Source organism: Acidovorax sp. Root217, from assembly GCF_001428645.1.
Lineage (GTDB): Bacteria > Pseudomonadota > Gammaproteobacteria > Burkholderiales > Burkholderiaceae_C > Acidovorax.
Genome location: NZ_LMIH01000012.1, coordinates 741,274 through 753,224 on the forward strand (window position 1 = coordinate 741,274; position 11,951 = coordinate 753,224).

General features: G+C 66.3%; 13 protein-coding genes. 7 read left to right on the plus strand and 6 right to left on the minus strand.

All coding sequences use genetic code 11. The features are described 5' to 3' along the window. The first annotated feature begins 26 nt into the window (after positions 1–26). The 7 genes from ASE31_RS13435 (at position 27) to nagZ (ending at position 5,273) form a co-directional block, all read left to right on the plus strand. Positions 27–392, plus strand: coding sequence for a DUF4845 domain-containing protein (locus ASE31_RS13435; RefSeq protein ID WP_057202107.1), 366 nt, complete (start codon positions 27–29; stop codon positions 390–392). After that, positions 392–1,075, plus strand: a complete 684-nt coding sequence (rnc, locus tag ASE31_RS13440; RefSeq protein WP_057202108.1) for a ribonuclease III — start codon at positions 392–394, stop codon at positions 1,073–1,075. Before ASE31_RS13435 ends, rnc begins: the two co-directional genes overlap by 1 nt. After that, positions 1,072–2,088 carry a GTPase Era gene (gene era, locus ASE31_RS13445; RefSeq protein ID WP_057202109.1) on the plus strand — a complete coding sequence of 339 codons (1,017 nt, stop codon included), beginning with the start codon at positions 1,072–1,074 and terminating at the stop codon, positions 2,086–2,088. Before rnc ends, era begins: the two co-directional genes overlap by 4 nt. Before the next feature lie 65 nt (positions 2,089–2,153). Continuing rightward, positions 2,154–2,921, plus strand: coding sequence for a DNA repair protein RecO (gene recO, locus ASE31_RS13450; protein WP_057202110.1), 768 nt, complete (start codon positions 2,154–2,156; stop codon positions 2,919–2,921). Between the two features lie 14 nt (positions 2,922–2,935). Next, the gene (locus ASE31_RS13455) at positions 2,936–3,694 is read left to right on the plus strand and encodes a pyridoxine 5'-phosphate synthase (protein WP_057202111.1); all 759 of its coding nucleotides are present in this window, start codon (positions 2,936–2,938) and stop codon (positions 3,692–3,694) included. 10 nt (positions 3,695–3,704) lie between these two features. Further along, a complete protein-coding gene (gene acpS / locus ASE31_RS13460) occupies positions 3,705–4,100 on the plus strand; it encodes a holo-ACP synthase (RefSeq protein WP_057202112.1) in 396 nt (131 codons plus the stop codon). Positions 4,101–4,163: 63 nt separating this feature from the next. Next, positions 4,164–5,273: a beta-N-acetylhexosaminidase gene (gene nagZ, locus ASE31_RS13465; protein ID WP_057202113.1), complete on the plus strand. Its 1,110-nt coding sequence runs from the start codon at positions 4,164–4,166 to the stop codon at positions 5,271–5,273. A gap of 26 nt (positions 5,274–5,299) precedes the next feature. Here the strand turns inward: nagZ and ASE31_RS13470 are convergent, their stop codons facing one another. The 6 genes from ASE31_RS13470 to ASE31_RS13495 all read right to left on the minus strand — a co-directional run bounded on the left by ASE31_RS13470 (position 5,300) and on the right by ASE31_RS13495 (position 11,950). Next, complete coding sequence (locus ASE31_RS13470; RefSeq protein WP_057202114.1) at positions 5,300–5,956, minus strand: mechanosensitive ion channel family protein; 657 nt, start codon at positions 5,954–5,956, stop codon at positions 5,300–5,302. Between the two features lie 46 nt (positions 5,957–6,002). Then, positions 6,003–7,040: a diguanylate cyclase domain-containing protein gene (locus tag ASE31_RS13475; RefSeq protein ID WP_057202115.1), complete on the minus strand. Its 1,038-nt coding sequence runs from the start codon at positions 7,038–7,040 to the stop codon at positions 6,003–6,005. Between the two features lie 41 nt (positions 7,041–7,081). After that, positions 7,082–8,626 carry a lysine--tRNA ligase gene (gene lysS / locus ASE31_RS13480; RefSeq protein ID WP_057202116.1) on the minus strand — a complete coding sequence of 515 codons (1,545 nt, stop codon included), beginning with the start codon at positions 8,624–8,626 and terminating at the stop codon, positions 7,082–7,084. A gap of 171 nt (positions 8,627–8,797) precedes the next feature. Then, entirely contained in the window at positions 8,798–9,424 is a 627-nt protein-coding gene (locus ASE31_RS13485) for a sugar transferase (RefSeq protein WP_057202117.1), read from the minus strand. Between the two features lie 2 nt (positions 9,425–9,426). Then, positions 9,427–10,599 (minus strand): DegT/DnrJ/EryC1/StrS aminotransferase family protein, encoded by a 1,173-nt coding sequence (locus ASE31_RS13490; RefSeq protein ID WP_057202118.1) that lies wholly within the window; start codon positions 10,597–10,599, stop codon positions 9,427–9,429. Next, positions 10,586–11,950, minus strand: coding sequence for a UDP-glucose/GDP-mannose dehydrogenase family protein (locus tag ASE31_RS13495; RefSeq protein ID WP_057202119.1), 1,365 nt, complete (start codon positions 11,948–11,950; stop codon positions 10,586–10,588). The genes ASE31_RS13490 and ASE31_RS13495 overlap by 14 nt, the downstream gene beginning before the upstream one ends. Between the last annotated feature and the right edge of the window lies 1 nt (position 11,951).

Here is an 11,951-nt window from a genome sequence, read left to right on the forward strand (position 1 = left end):
ATCAGTAAGCACGGAGAGGGGAGAGTATGTATTCCAACCGTTTTGCCAGCCGTTCGCGCCAGCGTGGTCTGTCGTTCATTGGCGTGATTTTCATTGGGTTGATCTGCGTGGCCGCGTTTGCCATCGGCGGGCAGTCTGTGCCGATCTTTCTGGAGTACCAGGCGATCAACAAGGCGGCAACCAAGGCAGCCAGGGAAGAGACCACGGTTGCTGGTGTACGCGGCAACTTTGACCGGGCTGGAGCGATTGACAACATCAGCTCAGTACAGGGCAAGGATCTGGAGGTCACCAAGCGCGGTGACAAGACTGTGGTGAGCTTCAAGTATTCACGCGAGATCCCCCTCGCTGGTCCAGCTTATCTCGTCTACCGCTTCGAGGGACAGACCAAGTAGTGTCCCCCAGTCTTCTTGCGCTGCAGGACCGCCTGCAGCACCCCTTTTCCGACCCCTTGCTGCTGCAACGTGCCATTACGCACCGCAGCTTTTCGGCCGACCACAATGAGCGGCTGGAGTTCCTGGGGGACTCCGTCCTGAACCTCGCGGTAGCGAGTCTTCTGTACCAGCGCCTGGGGTCCTTGCCTGAAGGCGACCTCTCGCGCGTGCGGGCCAACCTGGTCAAGCAGGACACCCTGCACCAGTTGTCCCTGCGCCTGCGTGTGTCCGAGGTGTTGCGCCTCGGTGAGGGTGAATCCAAATCCGGTGGCCACCAGCGTCCTTCGATCCTTGCCGATGCGCTGGAGGCGCTGATCGGCGCGGTCTACCTCGACGCCGGTTACATCCAGGCCGAAGCCCTGGTGCACCGCCTGTTCCAGGCCATGGAGATCAACCCGCAGATGCAGGCGGCCTCCAAAGACCCGAAGACCGCGTTGCAGGAGTGGCTCCAGGGCCGCAAAATGAAGCTTCCGCAGTATGCCGTCGTGGCCACCGTGGGGGCGGCGCACCGCCAGACCTTCGATGTCGAGTGCGATATTCCCGAACTGGGCCTGATAGAGCGTGGCATCGGCGGCTCCCGCCGTGCCGGTGAGCAGGCTGCGGCAGCGGCCATGCTGGCCACACTGAAAGCAAAGAATCTATGAACGACGACAACGCCACCAACGACACAGCGGGCGATGCCGGTACCCCTGCAGACCATCCCCAAACCCCGGGGGATCTGGATGCCATGCTGGCGGCTGCAGGTGCACCTGCGGCCATGCCAGGCCAGCGCTGCGGCGTGATTGCCATCGTCGGCAAGCCCAACGTGGGCAAGTCCACCCTGCTCAATGCACTGGTGGGCCAGAAGATCAGCATCACCTCGCGCAAGGCACAGACCACGCGCCACCGCATCACCGGCATCCGCACGCGCGAGCAGACCCAGTTCGTCTTTGTCGACACCCCAGGTTTTCAGACCCGGCATGCCACGGCCCTGAACAAGTCGCTCAACAAGACCGTGATGGGCGCCATCGGCGACGTGGACCTGATCCTCTTCGTCGTGGAGGCGGGCAACTTCACGCTGGCCGACGCCAAGGTGCTGTCGCTGTTCAAGCCCGGCATTCCCACCTTGCTGATTGCCAACAAGCTCGACATGGTCAACCGCCGTGCCGAGCTGGCCCCCTGGCTCAAGAGCATGCAGGAGCGCCACCCGTTCGCCGAATTCGTGCCCATGTCGGCCAAGAACAAGGGCGATATCGAGCGTCTCTTCGGTATCTGCGCCAAATACCTGCCCGAGCAGGCCTGGTGGTATGGCGAGGACGAGCTCACCGACCGCAGCGAGAAATTCCTGGCCGGCGAAACCGTGCGCGAAAAGCTGTTCCGCTTCACGGGTGACGAGTTGCCTTACACCTCCACTGTGGTCATCGACAAGTTTGAGGAAGAGGCGAGCAAGCAGCACAAGCGCCTCGTGAAGATCGCCGCCACCATTGTGGTCGAGCGCGACAACCACAAGATGATGGTCATCGGCGACAAGGGCGAGCGCTTGAAGCGCATCGGCACCGAAGCCCGCCAGGAACTCGAAAAGCTCATGGATGCCAAGGTGTTCCTGGAGCTATGGGTCAAGGTGCGCTCGGGCTGGGCCGATGACGAGGCGCGTGTGCGCTCCTTCGGTTACGAGTGAGGATGGCCGCCGCGCTGCTCCGTGCAGAGGCGCTTCAACGCCTGCGGCCTGGCTGAAAGCCGCCCATGGCCGTTGCCAAGCGCATTTCCGATGAACCGGCCTTCGTACTGCACAGCTACGATTGGAGCGAGTCGAGCCTGATCCTGGAGGTGTTCTGTCGCCGCCAGGGCCGTGTCGCCCTGGTCGCCAAAGGCGCCAAGAAGCCCACCTCCAATTTTCGCCCCGTGCTGCTGCCGCTGCAGCCGCTCTTGCTCACCTACACCCTGTCGGGCGATGGCTCGGCCGACATCCACACGCTCAAGGGGGCCGAGTGGGTTGGCGGGCATGTCATGCCGACGGGTGATGCCCTGCTGTCGGGCATGTACCTCAATGAGCTGCTGCTGCGCCTGCTGGCGCGGGCTGATGCACACACTGCGCTGTTCGATGACTATGCCGGCGTGGTGCGCGTGCTCGCCAGCGAGCATGGCGATGCACTCGAGCCCGTGCTGCGCAGTTTCGAGCTGCTGCTGCTGCGCGAAATCGGCCTGCTGCCCAGCCTGGACGCGCAGACCATGACCCTGGAGCCCTTGCATGCCAGCACGCGCTACACGCTGGTCGCCGAAGGGGGGCTGCGTGCTGCCTCGCCGGGCGATCGCGTCGCGCTGCCCGGAAGCCAGTGGCAGGCCCTGCAGGCGGCACTTGACAGCAATGCATCCAGCTACACCGCCACCCTGCGCGCCTGCGCTCCGGTGGCTGCCGAGCTCAAGCCCCAGTTGCGGGCGCTCTTGCAATACCATTGCGGCAGTCCCACGCTGCGCACCCGCCAGCTCATGATGGATCTGCAGTCTCTCTGACCTCTACATACCGCATGCCACACCCCACGCCGCACCGTACCGCCCTGTCGGTCAACGTCAACAAGGTCGCCCTGGTGCGCAACACGCGCCACCTGGGCATTCCCAGTGTCACGCGTGCGGCCCAGGTGTGCCTTGAAGCCGGCGCGCGGGGCATCACCGTGCATCCCCGTCCGGACGAACGCCACATCCGCAGCCATGACGTGTTCGAGCTGGCCGAGCTCATGAAGGCCTGGCCCGACCGGGAGTACAACATCGAGGGCAACCCCTCGCAGAACCTCATGGACTTCATCCGCCAGGTGCGCCCGCACCAGGCCACCTTCGTGCCCGACAGCGAAGACCAGTTCACCAGCGACCATGGCTGGAGTTTTCCGCAGGACGCCGCTCGCCTGGCGCCCCTGATCGCCGAGTGCAAGGCCCTGGGCGTGCGCGTAAGCCTGTTTATGGACCCCATTCCCGAGGCCATGGCCGCGGCCAAGGCCGTGGGCGCCGACCGCGTCGAGCTTTACACCGAGCCCTATGCCGACGCCTGGGGTACGCCTGGACAGGCAGAACAGCTGGAGCGTTACCGCACCGCCGCCCAGGCCGCGCTCGACGCCGGGCTGGGCGTCAATGCCGGCCATGACCTGAACCGCGACAACCTCACCGCTTTCGTGCGCGAGGTGCCCGGCGTGCTGGAGGTGTCCATTGGCCACGCGCTGATCGCCGATGCATTGGAGCTGGGCTACGCCGCCACCGTGCAGGCCTACAACGCCTGCATCGCCGCAGCAGGCTGAGCGCCTTGCCATGATCTACGGTATCGGAACCGACATCTGCGACGTGCGCCGTATCCAGGCCAGCCTGGAGCGCCATGGCGACCGCTTCGCCGAAAAGGTGCTGTCGCAGGGCGAGCTCGCCACCTGGCGTGCGCGCACGGCCCGCTGGCCGGACCGGGGTCTGCGCTATCTGGCCACGCGCTTTTCCGCCAAGGAAGCCTTCAGCAAGGCCATCGGCCTCGGGATGCGCATGCCCATGACCTGGCGCCATTGCGAAGTGGCCAAGCTGCCTTCGGGCCAACCCGTGATCGTGCTGCACGGCGCGCTCAAGGAATGGTTCGAAGAGCGTGGCCTGCAGGCCCACCTGAGCGTCACGGACGAGACGGACTACGCCGCCAGCTTCTGCGTGGTCGAAAAAGCGCCTTGATCCCCACGAGCACGCATTCGCTCGCGTATCCGCAATTTCATTTCCCCTGATTTCGAAAAACCCATGACCGAACACGCACCCGTCATCCTCGATGTGGCCGGCACCGCGCTCAGCGCCGACGACCGCCGCCGCCTGGCCCACCCGCTCACCGGCGGCGTGATCCTGTTCGCCCGCAACTGGGAAAACCGGGCCCAGTTGCTGGGCCTGACCAGCGCCATCAAGGCCGTGCGCGATGATCTGCTGGTCTGCGTGGACCATGAAGGCGGGCGCGTGCAGCGCTTTCGCACCGACGGCTTCACCCACCTGCCGCCCATGCGCGCCCTGGGCGCGATGTGGATGGACGATGGCAAGGGCGCCAAGGCGGTTGCCGGCAGCGGCGCCCTGCGCGCCACCAATGCCGCCACCGCCGCAGGCTATGTGCTGGGCACCGAACTGCGCGCCTGCGGCGTGGATTTCTCGTTCACCCCGGTGCTCGACCTCGACTGGCAGGACGAAGACGCCGGCTCGCGCAGCGGCGTGATCGGCGACCGCTCCTTCCACCGCGATCCGCGCGTCGTGGCGCTGCTCGCCAAGAGCCTCATGCATGGGCTGCTGCAGGCCGGCATGGCCAATTGCGGCAAGCATTTCCCTGGCCATGGTTTCGTCAAGGCTGACTCGCACACCGAGGTGCCGGTGGACACGCGCAGCCTCAAGGCCATCCTGGCCGATGACGCGGCGCCCTACCCCTGGCTCAGCAGCACGCTCACCAGCGTGATGCCGGCCCACGTGATCTACCCCAAGGTGGACAGCCGCCCCGCCGGGTTCTCCCAACGCTGGCTGCAGGACATCCTGCGCCGCGAGATGCGCTTTGACGGCGCCATCTTCAGCGACGACCTGAGCATGGAAGGAGCCCGCCGCCTCGACGGCCAACTGGTCAGTTACACCGATGGCGCCTTGGCCGCGCTGGAGGCCGGCTGCGACCTGGTGCTGCTGTGCAACCAGAGCGTGGGCGATGGCAAGGCCGTGGACGAACTGCTGGGCGGCCTGGCGGATGCGCAGGCCCAGGGCCGCTGGCAGCCCAGCGTGGACAGCGAGTCGCGCCGCATCGCCCTGCTGCCCGAGACCCTTCCCCAGGCCTGGGACGACCTCATGTACCAGCCGGCCTACCTGCAGGCGCTGGACCTGCTGCCCTGAAGCGATCGAGGCCTGCTGCCGCAGGCTCAGGGTGCTGGATACGCTGATGGAGCGCTCTGCGCGGGCAGTGCTGGAGCGGGTTCCGCCACAGGTGCCGCCAGGGGCGGGGGCGGCCCTCTCCAACGCCGTATCACGCGCTGGAAGATCAGGGCATTGGGTATCTGCAGCCAGGTGCCATCCGGGCCCGCATGGAGGTGGTCTTCGAGCGTGGTGTACAGCAGGTTGATGTCCACCACCCGGCCTTTGGCGCCGGGCTTTTCTGCCGTGTCCAGCACCTCGATGTAGTCGCCCACGCGGAACGGCCGCACCGTGAAGATCAGCAGCGCGCAGAACAGGTTGGACAACACGCTCCACGCCGCGAAAAAAGCCACGGCGCCCACGGTGGCAAAGCCCGTCAGGGCCGTCCACAGCACCGTGGCCGAAACCCCCATGCGTTCGAGCACCAGCAGGGAGGCGCTGGCCACGATGGTCCAGCGTATCAATCCCTTGATGGGTACCAGCAGCTCGTCGGGCAACTGGTAGTGGGCGGCGGCACGCGCCACCAGGCGCCGCAGCAGGCGCTGCAGCATCCAGGCCACAAAAACGACCAGCAGGATCTGCAGGCCGGGCACGATCACATCGAGCCAGTCCTGCACCCAGTCCGGGAGCCGTGTCTTCAAAACATGCAGACCGTTGGTGGCCATGGAAAAAGGGCGCGCTCGGGCGCGCAGAAAACGGAAAAGATCGCCATCAGCTGCGCAATTGCTCCACGGTGTCCATCTGCATCTCGAAACTGAAAAAGCGGTTGCGGCCCTGGGCCTTGGCCGCATACAGGGCCTGGTCGGCGCGCATGATCATGCTCTCGGCATTGGTGCTGTCGTCGGGTACGCAGGTGGTGATGCCACCCGACAGCGTCAGCGTGTCCCCCAGCGGCGAGTCGGGGTGGGCAATGCCGCGCACCTTGAGCAACTGGCCCAGGGCCCGCGCAAAGGTCATGGCGCCAGAGCGCGGGGTGTTGGGCAGGATCAGTGCGAACTCTTCGCCGCCATAGCGCGAAGCCACGTCGCGCGGCCGCACGCACACCTCGCGCAGCAACCGCCCCACCTCTTTCAGGCAGGCGTCTCCCTGCACGTGGCCGCTGGCATCGTTGAACAGCTTGAAATGGTCCAGGTCGCAGAGCATCAGCGTGAGCGGCGTGCCGTCACGCCGGGCCGATAGGATCTCGTTGTGCAGCATGCGGTCAAAGCCCCGGCGGTTCACCAGGCCGGTCAGCGAGTCCACTTCCACCATCTCGTTGAGGCGCTGGTTGGCCAGGTGCAATTCGGCCGATACCGACACCAGCCGCCGGCGCATGTCCAGAAGGCGCTGCATGGCGCGCAGCTTGGCCATCAGCACGATGGGCTTGACGGGCTTGACCAGGTAGTCGTCGCCCCCCACCTCAATGCCGCGCCATACGTCGAGTTCATTGTCCAGGCCCGAGAGGAAGATGATGGGCGTCCAGTCACCCGCCTCGCTCTCGCGCATCTGCTGGGCCACCCAGTAGCCGTCCTTGCCGGGCAGCCGGATGTCCAGCAGCACCAGGTCCGGCCGATGTGTCTTGAACAGGTGCAGTGCCGCTGCGCCTTCGGGGGCCTCGAAGATCTCCGACACCCCTGCGTGCCGCAGCTCGGCCACCAGCGCAGCCCTCACCGAATTCTGGTCCTCCACCACCAGTACCGAAAAACTGTTGCGGGAGGACGCAGTGGCGTGCGCTGCAGGGTAGGGCGCGCTGCTGGGGGTGAAGGGCACGGTAGCTCTCCTTGAAGCGAAGGGCGTTGCGCAGCAGCCGCTCAGGACTCCCGCCGCAATGCTGGGAACAGTATCACGTCGCGGATGCTCGGGCTATCGGTCAACAGCATCATCAGGCGGTCGATGCCGATGCCGCAGCCGCCCGTGGGAGGCATGCCGTACTCCAGCGCGCGCACGAAATCGTGGTCGTAGAACATGGCCTCGTCGTCACCGCTGTCCTTGGCGGCCACCTGGGCGTGGAAACGCGCGGCCTGGTCCTCGGCGTCGTTGAGCTCGCTGAAACCATTGCCGAACTCGCGCCCGGTGATGTACAGCTCAAAGCGCTCGGTCACCTCGGGCCGGGTGTCGTTGGCACGCGCCAGCGGCGAGATTTCGGTGGGGTGCTCCATGATGAAGGTGGGCAGCCACAGCTTGTCTTCCACCGTCTCTTCGAAATACAGCACCTGCAGGCTGGCCAGCGAACGCGTGGACAGCTTGTTCTTTTCTTCGTTCAGGCCCAGCTTCTTCAGTGCACTGATCAGCCACGCGGCGTCGTCCACATGGGCGCCTGCCTCGGTGTACTGGAAGATGGCTTCGCGGATCGTCAGGCGCGCAAACGGCTGCGACAGGTCCACCGCGCGCCCCTGGTAGGTCAGCTGCAGCGAGCCCGTGGCCTTGAGCGCCACTTCGCGGATCAGCGTCTCGGTGAAGTCCATCAGGTCCAGGTAGTTCCAGTACGCCGCGTAGAACTCCATCATGGTGAACTCGGGGTTGTGGCGCACAGAGATACCTTCGTTGCGGTAGCTGCGGTTGATCTCGAACACGCGCTCGAAACCGCCCACGATCAGGCGCTTCAAGTACAGCTCCGGCGCGATGCGCAGGTACATCTCCTGCTCGAGCGCGTTGTGGTGCGTCACGAAGGGCTTGGCATTGGCACCGCCCGGGATCGGGTGCAGCATGGGCGTCTCGACCTCAAGGAAGCCGTGGTCCACCATGAACTCGCGCAGGCCGCTCACGGCCTTGCTGCGCGCGATGAAGCGCCTGCGCGCCTGTTCGTCGGTGATCAGGTCCACATAGCGCTGGCGGTACTTCTGCTCTTGGTCGGCCATGCCGTGGAACTTATCGGGCAGCGGGCGCAGGCTCTTGGTCAACAAGCGCAGGCGCGTGACCTTGATCGACAGCTCGCCGGTCTTGGTCTTGAACGTGGTGCCCTCGGCGCCCACGATGTCGCCCAGATCCCAGTGCTTGAAGGCCGCATAGGCCTCTTCGCCCAGCGCATCGCGGGTCACGTACAGCTGGATCTGGCCGCCGGTGTCGCCCAGGGATCCGTCCTGCACCGTGGCAAAGCTGGCCTTGCCCATCACGCGCTTGAGCATCATGCGGCCGGCCACGCTCACCGTGGCCGGATTGGCCTCCAGGGCCTCGGCATCGAGTGGGCCATAGGTCAGGTGCAACTCGGCCGCCTTGTTCGCTGGCTTGAAATTGTTGGGGAAGGCCACGGCGCCGCCCTGGGCCTGGGTTTCGCGCAGCGCGCGGAGCTTTTCGCGGCGCTCGGCCATGAGCTTGTTGTCGTCCGGGGGCACTGGAGGGGTGTTCTGTTCAGACATAGGTGCTGTCAATGCGGTGCGAGCGTGGTGCGTCGAAAATAAGGGGCTGTCAGGGAGTCTGCGGCAGCCAACCCTTGATTTTATCGGCTTGGCGGGCACAACCCGGTTTTTTACCCGTGCAGTGCCGGTTTTTGGGCACTGTGGGCGGCCCTGCGCGGTCGCTGCGGTGGCTCAGCGCGGCGTATCCTGGCCCGGCGATGCATCCGGGCGCAGCACGGCGTGCACCGTCCGGGCCAGGATCCGCAGGTCCTGCCACACGCTGTGGTTGCGCGCATAGCGCGCGGCATAGTCGAGCTTCACGGGCAGGATCTCTTGCACGTAGGTGCGCTCGGGGTCGGCGCTCTGCGCCAGCAGCGCGCTTTCGTTGCGAAAGGCGATGGACGCCAGGTCGGTGATGCCCGGGCGCACGCTCAGCACGATGGCTCTGAGCTCGGCCGGGTACATCGCCACATAGCGCGGCACCTCGGGCCGTGGGCCCACCAAGCTCATGTCGCCCTTGAGCACGTTGAACAGCTGGGGCAGTTCGTCGAGCTTGCTGTGGCGCAACCAACGCCCGGCGCGGGTGATGCGCGCGTCCTCCCCCACGGTAATGGCCGGGCCCGCCCGGTCGGCCCAGGTGTGCATGGAGCGGAACTTGTAGATGTGAAAGCTGCGCCCGTGCCGACCCACCCGCTCCTGGCGAAACAACGCCCCGCCCGCCGAATCCCAGCGCACCCACAGCGCGATGGCGAGCAGCACCGGGCTGAGCGCCAGCAGGGCGCCGCCCGAGACCACGATGTCCATCAGGCGCTTGAGCATCCTCATCCCAGCAGGGTCTGCAGGGCCGCGATCACGCGGTCCTGGTCGGCGTCGGTCATGGCCGTGAACAGCGGAATGCTCACCATGGCCTGGTAGGCCGCATCGGCTTGGGGAAACATCTCAGGCGCGAGCTGGTAGCGGTCGCGCCAGTAGGGGTGGCGGTGCAGCGGCACGTAGTGCACGCTGGTGCCGATCCCCATGTCCGACAGGCCCTGCACCAGCGCATCGCGCGACAGGCGTGCACCCGGAGCCAGGCGGATCACATACAGGTGCCAGGCATGCACGTCGCCCATCGGCGCCTCGGCCGGCAGCACCAGCGGCAAGCCTGCCAGCGCCGCGTGGTAGCGCTGTGCCAGGTACTGGCGCCGCTGCACGAAGGCCGGCAGGCGCGCCAGTTGCTGCACACCCATGGCCGCAGCCACGTCGGTCATGTTGTACTTGAAGCCCGGCGCCACCACCTCGTAGTACCAGGCGGGCGTCTTGGAGGTGAAGCGGTCGAAGGCATCGCGGTTCATGCCGTGCAGGCGCATCACGCGCATGCGCTTGGCGAGCTCGGGGTCGCGTGTCACAGCCATGCCGCCTTCGCCGGTGGTGATGGTCTTGTTGGCGTAGAAGCTGAACACCGTCACGTCGGAGGCCAGTTGGCCCACCAGCGTCCCCCTCCAGGTCGTGGGCAGGGCATGGGCGGCATCTTCCACCACCTTGAGGCCATGCTCCTGGGCTACGGCCAGGATCGTGTCCATGTCGCAGGCCAGGCCGCCATAGTGCACCGGCATGATGGCCTTGGTGCGCGGGGTGATCGCGGCACGCACCAGTGCCGGGTCCATGTTCAGCGTCACCGGGTCGACGTCCACCAGCACCGGGTCGGCCCCAAGGTAGCGCACTACCTCGGTGGTCGCCGTGAAGGTCAGCGTGGGGGCGATCACTTCGTCGCCAGGGCCGATGCCCAGGGCTTCCAGGGCCAGATGCAGGCCCGCGGTGGCCGAGCTCACGGCCAGGCTGTCCACGCCGCCGCCCAGGTAGTCGGTGAAGGCTTGCTCGAAGGCCCGGGTTTGCGGGCCGGTGGTGACCCAGCCCGAGCGCATGGCCTCGGCAACGGCGTTCACCTCGGCATCGCCGATATCCGGGCGGGCAAAGGGGAGGAAGGGCAGGGCGGTGGTTTCAGCGTTCGGCATGGTGGTCTGGCAAGGGGGTGGTCGGGACAGCGCCACGGCCGATGGCGTGGTATTCCAGCCCTGCGGCGCGCAGCTCGGCGGGCTCGAAGAGATTGCGGCCGTCGAACACCACGCGTTCGCGCAGCGTGGCGGCCAGGTGGGCGAAGTCCGGGCTGCGGAACTCCTTCCACTCGGTGGCGATGACGAGCGCGTCTGCGCCTTGCAGCGCTGCATCGGCCAATTGCACGAAAGAAAGGCCTGTGCGTTCGCCCAGGGCCTGGCGCGCCTGGTCCATGGCCTGCGGGTCGTAGGCAACGACCTCGGCACCCAGGGCCAGCAGCCGTTCGATGATGGCCAGGCTCGGCGCCTCGCGCATGTCGTCGGTGCCGGGCTTGAAGGCCAGGCCCCAGAGCGCGAAGCGCCGGCCCGCGAGGTCGGCGCCGAAGCGGGCGACGATCTTGTCGGCCAGCACCTGCTTCTGGCGCTCGTTCACGGCCTTCACGGCCTGCAGGATCTGCAGGTCCTGCCCGGCATCCTGTGCCGTCCGGATCAGGGCCGTGACGTCCTTGGGAAAGCACGATCCGCCGTAGCCCGTGCCGGCGTAGAGGAAATGCGTGCCGATGCGCGGGTCCATGCCGATGCCGGTGCGCACGTTCTCGATGTCGGCGCCCAGCTTCTCGGCCAGCAGCGCCAGCTCGTTCATGAAGCTGATGCGCGTGGCCAGCATGGCATTGGCCGCGTACTTGGTGAACTCGGCACTGCGAACGTCCATCACCACCAGGCGGTCGCGGTTGCGCATGAAGGGCGCATACACCGCACGCATGAGTTCGGTGGCGCGCTCATCCTGGGTGCCCAGGATCACGCGGTCAGGCCGCATGAAGTCCTGCACCGCACTGCCTTCCTTGAGGAACTCGGGGTTCGATACCACCGCAAATTCCGGCTGCGCACCGCGGGAGGACAGTACGGCGGCCACAGCGTCGCGCACCTGGTCGGCCGTGCCCACGGGCACCGTGCTCTTGTTGACGATGAGCTTGTAGCCCGCCATGCGCTCGGCGATCGATCGCGCTGCCGCCAGCACATGCTGCAGGTCGGCCGAGCCGTCTTCGCTCGGGGGCGTGCCCACGGCGATGAACTGCAGCAGGCCATGCGCCACGGCGTGGTCGATGTCGGTGGTGAACTCCAGGCGGCCGCTGCGCGCGTTGCGCAGCACCACGTCCAGCAGGCCCGGCTCATGGATGGGCAACTGGCCCTGGTTCAGCGATGCGATCCTGCGCGCATCGAGGTCCAGGCACACCACGTGGTTGCCCATCTCCGAGAGACAGGCCCCGGTGACAAGGCCTACATAGCCGGTGCCGATGACGGTGATTTTCATG